The 17891-nt window shown below is 61.2% G+C and carries 12 protein-coding genes; 10 read left to right on the top strand and 2 right to left on the bottom strand.

All coding sequences use genetic code 11. The features are described 5' to 3' along the window. The first annotated feature begins 76 nt into the window (after nt 1-76). Complete coding sequence (locus VDP61_RS11900) at nt 77-5536, top strand: alpha-2-macroglobulin family protein (RefSeq protein ID WP_323007103.1); 5460 nt, start codon at nt 77-79, stop codon at nt 5534-5536. Then, a complete protein-coding gene (pbpC, locus tag VDP61_RS11905) occupies nt 5536-7584 on the top strand; it encodes a penicillin-binding protein 1C (RefSeq protein WP_323007533.1) in 2049 nt (682 codons plus the stop codon). The genes VDP61_RS11900 and pbpC overlap by 1 nt, the downstream gene beginning before the upstream one ends. A 106-nt stretch (nt 7585-7690) precedes the next feature. Here the strand turns inward: pbpC and VDP61_RS11910 are convergent, their stop codons facing one another. Beyond that, nucleotides 7691-8866 carry an acetyl-CoA C-acyltransferase family protein gene (locus VDP61_RS11910; RefSeq protein ID WP_323007104.1) on the bottom strand — a complete coding sequence of 392 codons (1176 nt, stop codon included), beginning with the start codon at nt 8864-8866 and terminating at the stop codon, nt 7691-7693. A 359-nt stretch (nt 8867-9225) separates the two neighbouring features. Here VDP61_RS11910 and VDP61_RS11915 point away from each other — a divergent pair, with 359 nt between their 5' ends. The 4 genes from VDP61_RS11915 to zapE all read left to right on the top strand — a co-directional run bounded on the left by VDP61_RS11915 (nt 9226) and on the right by zapE (nt 11954). After that, a complete protein-coding gene (locus VDP61_RS11915) occupies nt 9226-9585 on the top strand; it encodes a DUF1428 domain-containing protein (protein ID WP_323007105.1) in 360 nt (119 codons plus the stop codon). Between the two features lie 132 nt (nt 9586-9717). Beyond that, entirely contained in the window at nt 9718-10560 is an 843-nt protein-coding gene (locus VDP61_RS11920) for an MBL fold metallo-hydrolase (protein WP_323007106.1), read from the top strand. Nucleotides 10561-10592: 32 nt separating this feature from the next. Continuing rightward, a complete protein-coding gene (locus VDP61_RS11925) occupies nt 10593-10856 on the top strand; it encodes a hypothetical protein (protein WP_323007107.1) in 264 nt (87 codons plus the stop codon). Nucleotides 10857-10877: 21 nt separating this feature from the next. Beyond that, complete coding sequence (gene zapE / locus VDP61_RS11930) at nt 10878-11954, top strand: cell division protein ZapE (protein ID WP_323007108.1); 1077 nt, start codon at nt 10878-10880, stop codon at nt 11952-11954. A gap of 84 nt (nt 11955-12038) precedes the next feature. Here the strand turns inward: zapE and serB are convergent, their stop codons facing one another. Continuing rightward, a complete protein-coding gene (serB, locus tag VDP61_RS11935) occupies nt 12039-12911 on the bottom strand; it encodes a phosphoserine phosphatase SerB (RefSeq protein ID WP_323007109.1) in 873 nt (290 codons plus the stop codon). Nucleotides 12912-13063: 152 nt separating this feature from the next. On the opposite strand from serB, the gene VDP61_RS11940 reads away from it, so the two are divergent. The 4 genes from VDP61_RS11940 (at nt 13064) to VDP61_RS11955 (ending at nt 17840) form a co-directional block, all read left to right on the top strand. Beyond that, the gene (locus VDP61_RS11940; protein WP_323007110.1) at nt 13064-14206 is read left to right on the top strand and encodes a phosphoserine transaminase; all 1143 of its coding nucleotides are present in this window, start codon (nt 13064-13066) and stop codon (nt 14204-14206) included. Nucleotides 14207-14271: 65 nt separating this feature from the next. Then, nucleotides 14272-15867 carry a phosphoglycerate dehydrogenase gene (gene serA / locus VDP61_RS11945; RefSeq protein WP_323007111.1) on the top strand — a complete coding sequence of 532 codons (1596 nt, stop codon included), beginning with the start codon at nt 14272-14274 and terminating at the stop codon, nt 15865-15867. Between the two features lie 108 nt (nt 15868-15975). After that, a complete protein-coding gene (locus VDP61_RS11950) occupies nt 15976-16731 on the top strand; it encodes a metallophosphoesterase (protein WP_323007534.1) in 756 nt (251 codons plus the stop codon). Between the two features lie 68 nt (nt 16732-16799). Then, complete coding sequence (locus VDP61_RS11955; RefSeq protein WP_323007112.1) at nt 16800-17840, top strand: DUF475 domain-containing protein; 1041 nt, start codon at nt 16800-16802, stop codon at nt 17838-17840. The last annotated feature ends 51 nt before the right edge of the window (nt 17841-17891 follow it).

Below are 17891 nucleotides of genomic sequence, written 5' to 3' on the forward strand. Positions count from 1 at the left end.
GTCCATGAAAAGCGGGCCCTGTGATGGGTTGCCGGGCGGGCAACTGCTAAACGGGCGTTTGTTGGAGGTTTTTAGGATGAGTTTTTTGAAAAATATGGGTTTTGGCGGTATTGTGGCTGCCTCGCTGGCGATGATGATGCCCAGCACTGTGGCGGCGCAAGACCTGATTCCCGAAAAGCGTTTTGTGATGTCGCGTGATGTGGATCTTCCGGGGGGTGATATTGCGTCTTTGTTCGATACGGTGCTGGAATCCTGCCAGAAAGCCTGTGCGGCGAACACCATTTGCACCGCATTCACCTTCAATTCTCGCAACGGATCGTGCTTTTTGAAGGCGGGCCCCGGCGCGCCTGTCGATTATGCCGGGGCGTTTTCGGCCTTTGTGATGCAAGCGGCACCGGGGGCGGCTGACAGGGCGCAAACCCGCGCGGCAGAGCTTGCGTTTCTGCGGCCGGGTGATGTGTCGCAAGCAACCGCGTTGGCGGCCGGGCTTGCGGCGCGGCATCTGACCGGGCCGTGGAGCGCGAAAGAGCATCTGGACGCGGCGGCCAATGAGGAATCGAAAGGCACCGTTTTGCGCGCCAGTGCCTTTGTCGGGGCGGCGTTGAATATCACCGATGCGGCGGGTGATTGGGCGGAATACGCACGCTTGCTGCGAAGGGCGGCAAACAGCAACCCCAATTCCAGAAGCGAGCTGCAGGAACGCGCGTTTAGCGCCGCAATCAACGGCTATTTGCGCACGGATAACGCCGGTCTGCGCCACAGTTTGCTGGTGGAAATGGCGGAACTGCTGGAAGAGCAAAAGCGGGGCAGCGACATGGTGTCTGCGCTGCGTCTGGCGCAAGAGGTTCAGCCGCGCACCGATACCGAGACAGCGCTGGACAAGGCGATTGCGAAATACGGTTTTCGGATTACCGAACATGATGTGCAATCCGATTCCGCCCGCCCAAGGATCTGCGCGACATTTTCGGATGATCTGGCCGCAACCGGCGTGGATTTTGAGAAATTCGTGCAGATGGACCAATCGGGCCTGACGGTTGAGAAGGCGGGTGATCAGATGCTCTGCGTTGAAGGGGTGACGCATGGCGAACGCCACAGCCTGACCTTTCGCGCGGGGATTCCGGCAGCGGATGGGCAGACCACGGTAAAGCCGGTCACGATCACCGCCTATGTGCGGGATCGCACGCCAGCGGTGCGCTTTCCGGGGCGGGCCTATGTGCTGCCCAAAGTGGGCAATGATGCGGCGCTGCCGGTGGAATCGGTGAATGCGGCAAAGGTTGATCTGACGCTGTACCGGGTCAGTGACCGCAACATTCTGCGCGCCATTCAGGGGAATTATTTCAGCGAACCGATCTCTTATTGGAGCGAGGACAACTTTGCACGGGGTGTGGGTGCCGAGGTTTGGAAAGGTGAGGCCGATCTGGCGGTTGAGGTGAACAAGGATATGACCACCCGCCTGCCGATGGCGGAACCGCTGGCCGGGCAAGGGGCCGGAATTTTTGCGCTGCGGGCGCAAATACAGGGCAAGGACGGCAGCGATTTTGCACCGGGCTGGCAGTGGTTTGTGGTTTCCGACCTCGGGATTACCTCGCTTGGCGGCATTGACGGGTTGCATGTGGTGGTGCGCAGTCTTGGCACGGCGGGCCCAAAGCCGGGGGTTGCGGTGGAATTGTTAAGCCGCAGCAATGAGGTGCTGGGCACGGTCGAAACCGATGCGCAGGGCTATGCGATGTTTCCGGCAGCACTGACGCGCGGGTCCGGGGCGTTGGCCCCTGCGATGGTGGTGGCCAAGGATGGCAGCGATGACTTGGCGTTTTTGTCGCTGACCGACCCCGAGTTTGACCTGTCAGACCGCGGGGTCGAGGGCCGAGAGCCTGCCCCGCCGATTGATGTCTTTCTGACCACCGATCGCGGCGCTTACCGCGCGGGCGAAACGGTTTATGCCACAGCCCTGTCCCGCGATACCGAGGCGCTGGCGATTGAGGGCCTGCCCTTGACCGCGATCGTAAAGCGCCCCGATGGTGTAGAGTATTCGCGCGCTCTGGCCGAGGATGCGGGCGGCGGTGGCCATGTGTTTGCCTTGCCTATCGCAGGCAGCGCCCCGCGCGGCGTTTGGCGGCTGGAACTGCGGGCCGATCTGGATGCAGACCCGCTTGCCGCCATGACCTTTCTGGTTGAGGATTTCTTGCCCGAGCGGATTGATTTCACCCTGGCCTTGCCCGAGGGTCCAATCCGCCTTGGCGATAGGCCCGATCTGACGGTTGATGCAAAATATCTGTTCGGTGCAGCCGGTGCCGATCTGGCGATAGAGGGCGATGTGATTTTACGCGTTGCCAAAGGGCTTGCTGCCTTTCCCGGCTATCAGTTTGGCCGCACCGAGGAGGAGTTTCATACGCGGGTTGAAGGCTTTGGCGGTGAAGTGACCGATAGCGATGGCCATGCGGTTGTGCCCCTGACAATGACCGATGTACCAGATCCGGCGCGCCCCTTGGAAATCATCGTGGTGACCCGCATTGCCGAAGGGTCGGGCCGCCCGGTGGAACGGCGCATCACCCGCGCCTTGCAGCCTGCCGCCGCGATGATTGGCGTAAAGCCGTTGTTTGAGGATGTGGTCGCCGAAGGTACAGACGCGCAGTTTTCGGTTGTGGCCGTGGGGCCAAATGAAGGCCCGATGCCGATGGCCGTGAAATGGGAACTTTCGCGCATCAACACCCGCTATCAATGGTATCAGGAATACGGAAGCTGGTATTGGGAGCCGGTGACCAGCCGCGAACGTATCGCCGACGGGCGGGCCGATCTTGGCGCTGCCCCTGTTACCCTTTCCGCCCCGGTGCAATGGGGGGAATATGAACTGGTGGTGTCGCAGGTGGATGGTGGCAATGCCTCTACCAACAGCCGCTTTTATGCTGGCTGGTATGCGCCCGCCGATGTGACCAGCACGCCCGATACGTTGGAACTGTCGCTGGACAAACCCGCCTACAAGCCGGGCGAGGTGGCGCAATTGCGGATCGTGCCGCGGGCTGCGGGAACGGCGCTGATCTCGGTGCTGTCAAACCGTTTGGTGACGATGAAAATGGTTGAGGTGGGGATGGGTGAGAATATCATCCCGCTGGAGGTGACTGCCGATTGGGGCGCGGGGGTGTATGTTACCGCGTCGGTGCTGCGCCCGATGGATGTGGCCGCTGGCCGGAATCCGGCCCGCGCCATGGGCCTTGCCCATGCCAGCATTGACCCCGGCGACAAGGCGCTGCGTGCGGTGGTCGAGGTTGCCGCCGAGGTCGCACCTCGCGGCCCGATGGAGGTCGCCGTCAAGGTTGATGGGGTGGTTGCCGGCGATACCGCCTATGCCACGATTGCCGCGGTGGATGTGGGTATTTTGAACCTGACCGCGTTCAAATCGCCCGACCCCAAGGGCCATTACTTTGGTCAGCGCAAGCTGGGCGTGGGGATTTGTGATGTTTACGGCCGTTTGATTGACGGGCTGAACGGCGCGCCGGGGGCCGTGCGCTCGGGCGGTGACAGTGCAGGGCAGGCACGGCTAGAGGCGCCGCCCCCGACCGAGGAACTGGTGGCCTATTTCACCGGGCCGGTGACAGTGGGGGCCGATGGTTATGCCCGCGCGACATTTGATCTGCCATCGTTCAATGGCACAGTGCGCGTCATGGCGGTTGTTTGGTCCAAACGCGGCGTCGGGCAGGCCGAGGCGGATGTGCTGGTGCGTGACCCTGTTGTCGTCACCGCATCCGTGCCGCGCTTCATGGCGCCGGGCGATGAAAGCCGGGTGCTGCTGGAAATCGTGCATGCCAAGGGGCCGGTGGGCCGCATGGGGCTGGATGTTACGGCGAACGGTTTGGCGCTGGGCGATGTGCCGTCGGGCTTTGATTTGGCGCAAGGTGGCAAGGCCGTGTTTTCGGTGCCTGTGGTCGCCGGGCCAGAGGGGCTGCAAAGCGTGTCCATTGCGCTGACCACGCCGGATGGCAAGGTGCTGACCAAGCAGTTGCAAATCCCTGTGCAACGGGGCGACCCTGAAATAGCCCGCACCACGCGGCTGGAACTGGCCGCAGGTCAGACCTTTACGCTGGATGAGACAGCGTTTGACGGGTTTGCGCCCGGCTCTGGCCTTGCCACCATGGCCGTGGGGCCGATTGCGCGGCTGGATGCACCGGGGCTATTGGCAGCTTTGGACCGCTATCCTTACGGCTGTACGGAACAGATCACCTCGCGCGCCCTGCCGTTGATCTATTTTGATCAGGTGGCGCAGGCGATGCAGTTGAAGGGGGCCGATAATATCAGCACCCGAATTTCTCAGGCCGTGGCCGAGGTGCTGACCAACCAGGGGTCTGAAGGTGGCTTTGGCCTTTGGGGGCCAAGCCAGGGCGATGCCTGGCTGGATGCCTATGTGACCGACTTCCTTAGCCGTGCCAAGGCGCAAGGGTATAACGTGCCCGATATCGCCTTCCGCTCGGCCCTGGATAATCTGCGCAATCGGGTGAATTACACTTCGGACTTTGATAGCGGCGGTGAGGCGCTGGCCTATGCGCTGATGGTTCTGGCCCGCGAAGGGGCGGCGGCGATTGGTGACTTGCGCTATTATGCCGATGTGAAACCCGACGCCTTTGCAACGCCGATTGCGCAGGCGCAACTGGGCGCGGCGCTGGCCAGTTACGGCGATCAGCGCCGGGCCGATGCGATGTTCAGCAAGGCGGGCGCGCGGCTTGCGTCGTTTGAAACCTATGATGACCCGCAGGTTTACCGCACCGATTATGGCAGCAGCCGCCGTGATGCGGCAGCCGTGCTGACGCTGGCGGTTGAGGCCGGGTCCAATGTGCTGGACCGTGAGGCGCTGGCGCTGGCCTTGCGGCCCACGGGGCGCAGCCTGTCAACGCAAGAGGCGACATGGACGCTGCTGGCCGCCAATGCATTGATAGACCGGCCCGGAACCGATGGCATCACACTCAACGGTGCGGCGGTCGATGGGCCTTTGGTGCGGGTGCTGAAGGCAGGCGATACGCAATCGGTGGCGGTGGCAAATGGGTCGGGCAAGCCCGCAACCCTGACGCTGACGGCCTACGGCGTGCCAGAGGTGCCGGGGCCTGCGGGCGGTAACGGCTATGCCATCACGCGCAGCTATTACACGATGGAAGGCGTGCGGGTCATGCTGAACAATGCCGTGACGGCGGGTGAGCGTTTTGTCGTCCTGCTGGAGGTGGTGCCGTTTGGCACAGCCGAGGCGCGGCTGATCATCGCCGACCCACTGCCCGCGGGGTTTGAGATTGACAACCCCAACCTGCTGCGTGGCGGCGATGTTGGCGGGCTGGATTGGCTCGACGTGCAAAATGATGCCGAACATACCGAGTTCCGCCAAGACCGCTTTATCTCGCAAGTGGATTGGAGCGGCAGCGACAAATTGCGGCTGGCCTATGTGGTGCGGGCGGTTTCGCCCGGCAGTTTCCACCACCCCGCAGCCTCGGTTGAGGATATGTACCGCCCCGATTACCGCGCGCAAACCGATGCGGGCCGCGTGATGATTACCGAGTGATGCTGCGCGTCCGGCCTTTCAGGGCACGGTCGCTTGTTGTGCTGGCCCTTGCCCTTTGGGTGGGGGCCATAGCACGCGATCAGGGCGACCTTTGGGTGGAGGCAACGGTGCTGCCCGGTCTGGGCATTGAAACCTCGGTTGAGGTTTTGGCCCGCGATGGCCGTCTGTTGCGCGCCTATACGGTCGCTGATGGGCGCTGGCGCATGGCGGCGGCGATGGGCGCGGTAGACCCGGGCTTTACCGCGATGCTGGTCGCCTATGAGGATAAGCGCTTTTACAGCCACGCAGGGGTGGACCCTTGGGCGATGGCGCGGGCCGTGGCGCAGGCGGTGCGCTATGGTCGTGTTGTCTCGGGCGGGTCAACCTTGACGATGCAGGTTGCGCGGTTGTTGGAAGCCAGCGGTACGGGGCAATTGGCAGGCAAGCTGCGCCAAGCACGCGTGGCACTGGCGCTGGAGCGGCGGTTAAGCAAGCAGCAGATTTTGCAGTTATACTATCAGATCGCGCCCTATGGCGGCAATCTGGAAGGGGTGCGCGCCGCGTCTTTGGCCTATTTCGGCAAGGAACCGCGGCGGTTGACCCCGGCGCAATCGGCCTTGCTGGTGGCTTTGCCGCAATCGCCCGAGGGGCGCAGGCCCGATCGCATGCCGCAAGCGGCGCGTGCGGCGCGGGAAAAAGTGCTGGCGCGGGCTGTTGGTGCAGGTGTGATTGCACCCGATCAGGGCCGCGCTGCGCTGCGCGAGGCGGTGCCGGTGGCGCGGCGCGATTTCCCGGCCCTTGCACCGCATCTGGCAGATAGGGTTGTGGCGGCAACCCCCGGTGCGGCGCTGATCCGCACGACGATTGACGCCAGCCTGCAAGCGCGGCTGGAAGGCCTGGCAGTTGAGGCCGTGGCCGCACATGGCGACCGGCTGCAAGTGGCGATTGTGGTGGCCGATCACCGCTCGGGCGAGATGCTGGCCAATGTGGGCTCATCTGCCTATCGCGCCGACGCCCGGCTAGGCTTTGTCGATATGACGCGGGCCTTGCGCAGCCCCGGATCCACCGTGAAGCCTTTGGTCTATGGTTTGGCCTTTGATGAAGGTTTGGCGCATCCTGAAACCCTGATCGAAGACAGACCGATGGATTTTGGTGGCTACGCGCCGCAGAATTTCGACAAGGTTTTTCGCGGGATGGTGCGGCTGCGTGAGGCTTTGCAATTGTCGCTGAACCTGCCGGTGGTGGCGCTGACCGATGCCATTGGTCCTGCCAAACTGCTGGCCGCCCTGCGCCGCGCGGGTGTGGAGGCGCAGGTGCCGGGGGGCAAGCCGGGGCTGGCGATAGCGCTTGGCGGCTTGGGCGTGACGCTGGAAGATATGGTGACCCTTTACGCCGCGATTGCGCGGGGCGGCGTGGCGCGGCCTTTGCGGGTAACGGGTGAGGCGGTTGAGGGCGCGCGGGTTCTATCGGCGGTCGCAGCATGGCAGGTGGGCGATATTTTGTCGGGCATGCCGCCGCCTGCGGGCGCGCCTGCAAACCGTCTGGCCTATAAAACCGGGACCAGCTATGGCCACCGCGATGCCTGGGCAATCGGGTTTGATGGCGCGCATGTGATCGGCATCTGGATGGGCCGCGCCGATGGAACGCCGGTGCCGGGGGCTTTTGGCGGTGATCTGGCTGCCCCGGTGCTGTTTCAGGCCTTTGCCCGCCTAAAGCGCGGGCTGGAGCCGTTGCCAGCCCCGCCTGCTGCGACCTTGATGGTGGCCAATGGCGCACTGCCACAGCCGTTGCGGCAGTTCCGGTCACGCGCCGCCGCCTTTGCGGTGGCGGATGCGCCAGCCGTTGCTTTCCCGCCTGATGGGGCCGAGGTGGAACTGATGGCTGACGGCTTGCTGTTGCGCGTACGCGGTGGCGTCGGGCCGTTTACCTGGCTTGCCGATGGGCGGCCTGTGGTGGTGGCCGCGCGCACGCGCGAGGCCGTAGTGCCAAGCCTCGGGCCGGGGTTTGTGGTTTTGTCGGTGATCGACGGAATTGGGCGATCCGCGCGCGCGAAGGTGCGTTTGCGCTAAGCGTCTGTGCCTTTGTCCGGCGCCTGGGGCCAGGGGGTTTCCCCCCCTTCCCAGGTGCCAGCCTCAAAGGAAATCCTGATTGTAAAAAGGTTTAAGGCGAAACGCTTTAGAGTCGTTCGATTGCGATAGCGATGCCTTGGCCGCCGCCGATGCACATGGTGACAAGGGCGATTTTGCCGCCGCTGCGGTCCAGTTCATAAAGCGCTTTGACGGTCAGGATTGCCCCGGTCGCGCCAACCGGGTGACCCAGGGCGATGGCGCCGCCGTTCGGGTTGACGCGGCTGGGATCAAGCCCAAGCGCATTGGTGACCGCAATCGCCTGTGCCGCAAAGGCCTCATTCGATTCGATCACATCAAAATCGCTGACCTTCAGCCCGGTTTTCTGCATTAGCGCCTTGACTGCCGGTATGGGGCCGTAGCCCATCACCTCGGGTCGCACGCCTGCGGTGGCATAGCCAAGGATGCGGGCGCGGGGTTTCAGCCCCGCCTTATCCGCAGCATCGGCGCGGGCAAGGACCAGCGCTGCCGCGCCGTCATTGATGCCCGAGGCGTTGCCCGCCGTGACAGTGCCGTCTTTCTTGAACGCCGCGCGCAGGCCTGCAAGCGTTTCAAGGCTGGAGGCTTTGGGGTGTTCATCGGTATCAAACACAGTCACGCCCTTGCGGGTTTTCACCTCGATCGGGGCGATTTGATCGGTGAAATAACCCGCCGCAATGGCATGCGCCGCGCGCGTTTGGCTTTGCACCGCAAACGCATCCTGATCGGCGCGCGAGATACCGGATTCGGCGGCGATATTTTCGGCCGTCACGCCCATGTGGCCGGTGCCAAAGGGGCAGGTCAGCGCCCCTGTCATCATGTCAATGGCCGAAGTGTCGCCCATCTTTTGGCCCCAGCGGGCAGCAGGCAGGATATGGGGGCTGCGGCTCATGCATTCCGCGCCGCCGGCCAGGGCGAAATCGGCATCACCCAGCATCAGCGCCTGTGTGGCCGAAACCACGGCTTGCGCCCCCGAGCCGCAAAGGCGATTGACGTTCATCGCCGGCGTCGTATCGGGGATGCCTGCGTTGATGGCCGCAACCCGGCTGATATACATATCGCGTGGCTCGGTGTTTATGACATGCCCAAAGACAACCTGACCGATTTGATCCGGGCGGATGCCTGCCCGTTCGATTGCGGCGCGGCTTGCATGGGCCGCAAGGTCGATCGGGGCAAAGCCGGACAGCGAGCCGCCGAAGGTGCCGATGGCTGTGCGGGCGCCGGAGAGGATTACAATATCGGTCATGGGATTAGCCTTTGGGTTGGTGGGTGTCAGGATGGGCAATTTGAACTGCCGTCAGGGATTTTCATGTGGGGGCAAAGATGCAGCCGCGCCCCGAGTCGAGATCAAGACTGCATCCTGGGCCATGCTACCGCAAGTCTTGTGATCAGGTGACGTTGCGCGACAGATCGCACAGCAAGCGCGGCTGTCGGGCCGTTTGTGTTCCAGGGCCCGGCAAGCGGTGGCGCAGTGGTTTTCAGGGCCCAGACTTTGCCCAGGCGTTTGCATGGTTTTGTCAGGGTCGGGTAAGGTGCTGTGGTGGCTTAATTTTGGTTCGACGCGCGCTGACAGAGGCGCTAGGGTGCAAGCTAGGGAGGCCCAGCATGACCTATTATGAAATTTTTGTTGTACCCGTGCCACGCGATAAACTGGACGAATATTTTGCGGTGTCAGCGCAAATGGTCCCCATGTGGAAGGCGTTGGGGGTCGGTGCTGTGTCGGTGGTGGAAACACGACCAGAGAATGTGCCGACGGGCAAGGTTACATCTTTTCCGCTTGCGGTGAAATGCGAGAGGGGCGAGCTGCCCGTCTTTGCGTTCATGACCTTTCGGGATCGGGCGCATCGGGATGCCGTGATCGAAACGGCGATGGCAGACCCGGCAATGGGGGCGTTGATGCGGCAAGTGCCAATGGACGCAAGGCGCATGATCTTTGGCGGGTTTACCGCAGAGATTGAAGCTTGAAGCGGTTCGCCTTGAACCGGGCCAAACCACCGCTGCCTGAAAGCAAGGATTTCAACGCGCTATGTGATGGGCTGTGTTTCAAGTTAAAGGCGAAACGGTATTACACAGAATTTTCGGGGTAAGGAGGGCAAGATGAATCGAGTGGTGCTATTGGGAACCAAGGGCGGGCCTGCCATTCGGGCGGGCGGGGCCATGCCCACCTCTAGCTTGCTGGAGCTGGACGGGCGGCGCGTGGTTGTGGATTGTGGACTGGGCGTGACCAAGGGGTTGGTCGAGGCTGGGATGGACCTCAAGACGCTGGATCTGATTTTCATCACCCATCTGCATTCGGATCATTTGCTGGAACTTGGGCCGCTGATCCATACGGCCTGGACCACCGGCCTTGGAACCCCTGTCACCGTGTACGGCCCGCCGGGCATTGAAGAGTATTGGGCAGGGTTCATGGCCTCGCTTTCCTATGACACCATGACCAGGGTGTATGATGAGGGGCGCAGGCCGCTGGAGGAATTGGTGACCGTGGCGGTCTATGACGAGGGCGTGGTCATGGCAGGCCCGTTGCGGGTGCAGGCCTTGCGGGTGCCGCACCCGCCGATCAAGGATTGCTTTGCCCTGCGGTTCGACGGCACGAAATCGGTGACGTTCAGCGGCGATACTGCCTATTTTCCACCGCTTGCGGTTTTTGCCCAAGGGTCTGATCTATTGGTGCATGAGGCGCTGTTGCCCGAAGGGGTAGAAACGATCATCGCCAAAACCGGGCTGGGTGACAAGCTGCGCAATCACCTCTATGCCTCGCATACCAAGGCCGAGGATGTGGGGCGAATTGCGGCGGCGGCGGGTGTGGGGCGTTTGGTGCTGAACCATCTGGTGCCCGCAGATGACCTGACTATCGGTTCGCAACAGTGGCTTTCGCAGGTGGCCCGTGAATGGAACGGCAGGGTTGATGTGGGCGCGGATGGAATGGAGATAACCCTGTGAAACGACTGCGATCATGGGATGAAACAGCGTAAATGAGCGCCGCTGTCATCGTTTTGTTGGGGCTGCAGGGTGTGGTCTTTTTGCTGTGGGGCTTGCAGATGTTTCGCTGCCTGTTCAAGCTGCGGGCGCGGGCCGTGGCGGAAACCGGCAGCTGCTATCCGGGCCTTGCCGCAACGCTTCGCAGCTTTGCCGCGTTTGTAACGGGGTCTGACTATCAGCGGGACCGGCATATTTTGGTGGGTTTGACAGTGCTTATGTTTGCGCTGACTGGCTTGGCCGCTCTGGTAATGTCGTAAAACCCGCGTTAAGTGCCTGCCATGCGCCAGACACTGACCGAAATCTACCAAACGAAAATCGCCGAGGGCAGCTTGCGGGCCGATCCGGCGCAGCAGGCGGTCTTGCCGCTGCTGGAGGCGTTGCGGGTCTGGGCCGAGGCGCAGGGAGAACGCAAGACCGGGTTGCTGGCGGGCTTGTTTCGCAAGGAGGCAGCACCGCCAAAGGGGCTTTACCTGTGGGGCGGTGTGGGGCGTGGCAAGTCGATGTTGATGGACCTGTTTGTCGCCGCGACCGATACGCCGGCCAAGCGGCGCGTGCATTTTCACGCCTTCATGCAAGAAATTCATCAGGGCATCTTTGCGGCGCGCAAACGCGGCGTTGATGACCCTTTGGAACCTGTGGCAGCGGCGATCATTCGCGATGTGCGCCTGTTGGCGTTTGATGAGATGCAGATCACCGATATCACCGATGCGATGATTGTCGGGCGCTTGTTTGAAAAGCTGTTCGCGGCGGGGGTTGTGGTTGTGACCACCTCAAACCGGGTGCCAGAGGATTTGTACAAGGATGGGTTGAACCGCGCGATTTTCCTGCCGTTTATCAGCCTGCTGCGCGAGCGGATGCAGGTTGTGGCCCTGGAAAGCCCGAATGATTACCGCCAACACCGGCTAGAAGGCGCGCAGGTTTTTTTCCACCCGGCGGGCAAGGCGCGGGACAAGATTGACGCGATCTGGGCCGACCTGTCGGGCGGTGGCGACGAGGTGTTGCGCCTGCCCGTGAATGGGCGCGAGGTGGAGTTGCCGCGCTTTGCCAATGGCGTGGGCCGGGCGACGTTTTGGGAATTATGCGCCAAACCCTTGGGCCCTGCGGATTATCTGGCGGTTGCACAGGCCGTGCGTGTGCTGATCCTGGAAGACATTCCGCAGCTTTCAGCCAGCAACTATAATGAGGCAAAGCGTTTTGTGACCCTGATCGACGCGCTTTATGAGGCGCGGGTACGGCTTATTGCATCGGCTGCAGATGAGCCGGAGCGGTTATATATCGAAGGCGCGGGCAGTTTTGAATTTGAACGGACGGCAAGCCGTTTGCGGGAAATGCAGGCGCATGACTGGGGCCAGTAGCGCCTGCTGCCAGATGGGGCCCTGCGGCACTGCACTGCAAAGCGCGAAACGTCATCGGCCTTTTCGCCAAGATCGAATCAGAGGTTAGACGAAATCGCTGACGGCGTAGCCTTGCAGATATAAAAGCGCCGTCAGATCGCCGTGGTTGATACGGATATCACATTGGGCGGCAACACTTGGTTTGGCATGCAGCGCCACGCCCATACCTGCAAGGCCCAGCATGCCCAGATCATTCGCGCCATCGCCAACGGCAATCACGTCTGACGGCGCGATGCCCATCTGTGCGGCGATGTCGTTGAGCGCCTGCACCTTTGCCTCGCGCCCCAAAATCGGCTCGGCGACGGTGCCGGTTAGCTGGCCGTTGTCAATATGCAGCGTGTTGGCGCGGTTTTCGTCAAACCCCAGTTGCGCCGCGATATGTCGGGTGAAATCGGTGAAGCCACCTGACACAAGGGCCGCATAAGCGCCATTTGCCTTCATGGTTGCCAGCAGCGCCGGGCCGCCGGGCATGAGGGTGATCCGGGTTTTCAGAACCTGACCAATCACTGTCGCGGGCAAGCCTTTCAGCAGGGCGACCCGTTCGCGCAAAGCATCATTGAAATCCAATTCACCATTCATTGCACGGGTGGTGATGCCTGCTACCTGTTTGCCAACGCCGGCCTCGGCAGCCAGTTCGTCAATGCATTCTTGCTGAATCATCGTGCTGTCCATATCGGCCAGCAGCAGGCGCTTGCGGCGATTCGCGCTGGGCTGCACGATCAGATCAATGCCCAAAGCCTGCATGCCCGCCCAGGCGTCCCACAGGTTTGCCGGCTTGGCCTCCAGCGGAAATTCGGCGGCAATTGCCGGATTCAGCCAAACAGCGTCACCGCCACCCCAGGCATTGCGCAGGGATTCAACGGTCGTGCGGTCCAGAACCGGGGTGTTGGGGTTCGTCAAAAGCGTGGCTGTAAACATGGAAATTTCCGATAGGGGAGGGCGTGTCGTTTTTTCCGGTCGATGCGACGCTTTACGACAGTTTTCCTGCTTGTGCCAGACATTCCGAAGGCGTAGATGCAGCAGTGGGACACCCTTCCCCAACGAAGGGCATTTATCTGTGAGGATACCACATGACTGGCACGACCCCGGCGCTTCGGCCTGCGAATCCACGATTCTCATCCGGCCCCTGCGCCAAAATCCCCAATTATTCCCTTGATATGCTGGCTGATGCGCCCTTGGGCCGTTCGCACCGTGCGGCTGTGGGTAAATCCAAACTGGCCGAGGCTATTGAACTGACCACCGAGATTCTGGGCCTGCCGGAAGGTTACCGCGTCGGCATCGTTCCCGGTTCGGATACCGGCGCTGTAGAAATGGCGATGTGGTCGCTGTTGGGCGCGCGTGGCGTGGAAATGCTGGCTTGGGAAAGTTTTGGTGAGGGCTGGGTGACCGATGTGGTCAAGCAGTTGAAGCTGGATGCGGTGGTGCGCAAGGCACCTTACGGCGAGATCGTGGATTTCGCGCAGGTTGATTTTGACAAGGACGTGGTGTTCACCTGGAACGGCACGACCAGCGGCGTGCGCCTGCCCAATGGCGATGCGATTCCGTCGGCTCGCGCGGGTTTGACGATCTGCGATGCAACCTCGGCGGCGTTTGCGATGGATTTGCCGTGGGACAAGCTGGATGTGGTGACGTTTTCCTGGCAAAAAGTGCTGGGCGGTGAGGGCGCGCATGGCGTGATCGTCCTGTCGCCCCGCGCAGTAGAGCGGCTGGAAACCTATACCCCCGCCTGGCCAATGCCCAAGATTTTCCGCATGACCAAGGGCGGAAAGTTGATTGAGGGGATTTTCAAGGGCGAGACGATCAACACGCCTTCGATGCTGGCGGTTGAAGATTACCTTGTGTCGTTGAAATGGGCCAAATCCATCGGCGGCCTGAAAGGGCTTATCGCGCGGGCCGATGCCAATGCGGCGGCGGTGGCAGATTTCGTGGCGGCGCATGATTGGATAGAAAATCTGGCGGTTGACCCGGTGACTGCCTCGACGACCTCGGTGTGTTTGAAGTTCGTGGATGCCCGCATCACCGATGGCGCTGCCTTTGCCAAGGCCGTGGCAAAGCGGCTGGAAAAGGAAGGCGTGGCGCTGGATATCGGCGCGTACCGCGACGCCCCTCCGGGCCTGCGCATCTGGTGCGGATCCACGGTTGAAACTGCCGATGTCGCTGCGTTGATGCCATGGATCGACTGGGCATTTCAGGCCGAAATCGCCGCCCTTTGACTTCTGCGTGGTGGGGCAGTGCCCCACCCCACACCGCCAATTCTTTATATATAGGAGCGCCGAACATGGCCCCCAAAGTTCTCGTATCTGACGAACTCTCTGAAACCGCTGTCCAGATTTTCCGCGACCGCGGGATTGATGTGGATTTCATGCCCAAGCTGGGCAAGGACAAGGAAAAACTGGCCGAGATTATCGGCAATTATGATGGTCTGGCCATTCGGTCCGCCACCAAGGTTACGGCCAAGCTGTTGGAAAACACCGACCGCCTGAAGGTGATCGCGCGGGCGGGGATTGGCGTTGACAACGTCGATATTCCGGCAGCGTCAAAGAAAGGCGTGATCGTGATGAACACGCCTTTCGGCAATTCCATCACCACCGCCGAACATGCGATTGCGATGATGTTTGCCACCGCGCGCCAATTGCCCGAAGCCAACGCCTCTACCCATGCCGGGAAATGGGAAAAGTCGCGCTTTATGGGGGTGGAACTGTTCAACAAAACCCTTGGCGTTATTGGTGCGGGCAACATCGGCGGTATCGTTTGCGACCGCGCTTTGGGCCTGCATATGAAGGTGGTCGCCTATGACCCTTTCTTGTCAGAGGAGCGCGCCAAAACCATGGGCGTGACCAAGGTAGAGCTGGATGAGCTGCTGGCCCGTGCCGATTTCATCACCCTGCATGTGCCCCTGACCGATAAAACCCGTAACATTCTGGATGCAAAGTCACTGGCCAAAACCAAGCCCGGTGTGCGGATCATCAACTGTGCGCGTGGCGGTCTGGTTGATGAGGCCGCACTGGCCGAAGCGCTGAAATCTGGCCATGTCGCGGGGGCTGCGTTTGATGTGTTTGAAACCGAGCCCGCCACCGACAGCCCTTTGTTCAACCTGCCAAACGTGGTTTGTACCCCGCATCTGGGGGCATCAACCTCGGAAGCGCAGGAAAATGTGGCGCTGCAAGTCGCCGAGCAAATGTCGGATTATCTGCTGACGGGGGCCGTGCAAAACGCGTTGAACATGCCCTCGGTCACAGCCGAAGAGGCCGCTGTGATGGGGCCGTGGTTGAAGCTGGCCGAGCATCTTGGCGCGTTCGTAGGCCAGATGACGGAAGAGCCGATCAAGGCGATCAACGTGCTTTATGATGGCCATGTCGCCGATATGAACCTTGCCGCGTTGAACTGTGCTGCGATCGCCGGCATCATGAAGGCCACCAACCCCGATGTGAACATGGTGTCCGCCCCCGTGGTCGCCAAGGAACGCGGCATCCAGATTGCCACCACCCGGCAGGAAAAATCGGGCACCTTTGATGCGTTCATCAAGCTGACCGTGGTCACGGACAAGCGCGAGCGCTCGATTGCGGGCACCTGCTTTAGCGATGGCAAGCCGCGATTCATTCAGATCAAAGGTATCAACATCGACGCTGAAATTGGCCGTCACATGCTGTACACCACCAACGAAGACGTGCCGGGTATCATCGGGCTGTTGGGCATGACCATGGCCAAGAATGAGGTGAACATTGCAAACTTTACCCTTGGCCGCTCTGGTATCGGGCAAGAGGCGATTGCAATCTTGTACCTTGATCAGGCGATAAATCCGAAAGTGGTTGACCTTTTGGAGGGGACCGGCATGTTCCAGCAGGTCAAGCCTTTGGAGTTTGATGTGGTCTGATCGCCGCAGATTTGTCTGGGTAGTATACTTCGGGGGGGCGCCCCTTGCTGTGCCATTGGTGCAAACCCAATGGATGCCCCACCGGCCCTTCCACATGGAAAGCCTATGATGCGAAGCTATGCGATTGGTGATATTCATGGCCATTTTGACCTGCTTCGCGCGGCCCATGCCCGCATTGCCAAGGATAAAGCGGCGTGTGGCGATACTGATGCCCCTGTCGTTCATATCGGTGATCTGGTCGACAGGGGCCCCGACAGTCGGGCGGTGATAGACTATCTTGCGCGGGGCATCGCTGCGGGTGAAAACTGGGTCGTGCTGAAAGGCAATCACGACCGCATGTTTTCGCTGTTTCTTGATAATCCGACCGCGCAAGACCCCGGACTGCGGGCAGAGTTTTCCTATCTGCATCCGCGTATCGGCGGCGGCCCCACCTTGGCCTCTTACGGGGTTGCCAATGCCAGTGACCGGCCTTTGGCCCCGGTTCATGCCGAGGCGGTCGCAGCGGTTCCTGCCGAACATCGCGCTTTTCTGGCCAGCCGCCCCGCCTATTATGCATATGCAGAGGCGCTGTTTGTGCATGCGGGTATCCGCCCCGGTGTTGCGATCAAGGATCAGGCCGAAGATGATCTGGTTTGGATACGCGATCCCTTTCTAGGCTATCGCGGTAGCTTTCCCCGGCTTTTGGTGCATGGCCATACGGCGCTTGCGGGCGCAGTCTATTATGGTAACCGCCTGAACATTGACAGTTCTGCCGGCTATGGCGGGCCGTTGACGGCGGTGGTCCTTGAGGGGCGCGCGGTGTCAATTCTGGCCGATGGGGGGCGCGCGCTGCTTTTGCCAACCCCCGACGCCCCGATCCGCTAAATTTCGCAGCAGGGCTTGCCCCCTGCGATACGATACCCCACCTATGGCAAGACCTTAAGGAGCCGTTTATGGCCGCGACATTTGCCTATTTTCGCTGGGCCTTCGGCTTTACGGCTGCCGGGCTGATTCTGGCGTTCTTTCTTGGCTGGTCCTATTCCGGCCATCTTGGCGGCGCGTTCGAGTTTTTGATGATCGGCTCTGTCCTCGCCGTTCTTGAAATCTCGTTGTCCTTTGACAACGCCATTGTGAATGCCAACAAGCTGCAACATATGACCCCCGAATGGCAGCGCCGCTTTCTGACCTGGGGCATCATCATTGCGGTGTTTGGCATGCGGATTGTATTCCCGTTGCTGATCGTGGTGGTTGCTGCGGGCATTGGCCCATGGCAGGCGATCCATCTTGCCGCCACCCAGCCCACGGAATACGCGCGCATCATTGGCGAGGCCCATATCGGTATTGCGGCGTTTGGCGGTGCGTTCCTGATGATGGTGGCGCTGAACTACTTCTTTGATGACGGCAAAAAGGTGCATTGGATTGCCATGTTGGAACGCCATATGGCGCGGTTTGCCAGCGTGCGCGGGCTGGAGGTGGCCTTGGTGCTCTGCGTCATGCTTGGCTTTTCCCAGATGCTGCCCGAGGAGAAACTGGGCGTGTTCTTACTGGCGGGCCTGTCGGGGTTGCTGACATTTCTGGCGGTCGAAGTGGTCGGCCATCTGCTTGACGCAAGTGAAGAGGCGACCGACCTGGCGGCCAAGGGCGGGCTGGGCGCGTTTCTGTATCTGGAGGTGCTGGATGCCTCGTTCAGTTTTGATGGGGTGATCGGGGCGTTTGCGCTGACGCAAAATCTGTTCCTTATTGCCATCGGGCTTGGTATCGGGGCGATGTATGTGCGGTCGATGACCATCATGTTGGTCGAGCGCCAAACCCTTGCTGAATTTCGCTATCTTGAGCATGGCGCGTTCTGGTCGATCCTGATCTTGTCGGTGATCATGTTCGCGCAAACCCTGATGCATATTCCCGAGGCCATTACCGGCCTGTTGGGGGCGGGGGTCATTGGTCTGGCGCTGCTGTCTTCGCTGCGTTATCGGCGGGTAGTGGTGGGCAGCTAAGCGCCAGCGCAGGCCGTGACCCTTCGTTTGAAGATGAGGGCAAGACAGAAG

The sequence above is a fragment of the Pseudorhodobacter sp. genome, from assembly GCF_034675685.1.
GTDB lineage: Bacteria > Pseudomonadota > Alphaproteobacteria > Rhodobacterales > Rhodobacteraceae > Pseudorhodobacter.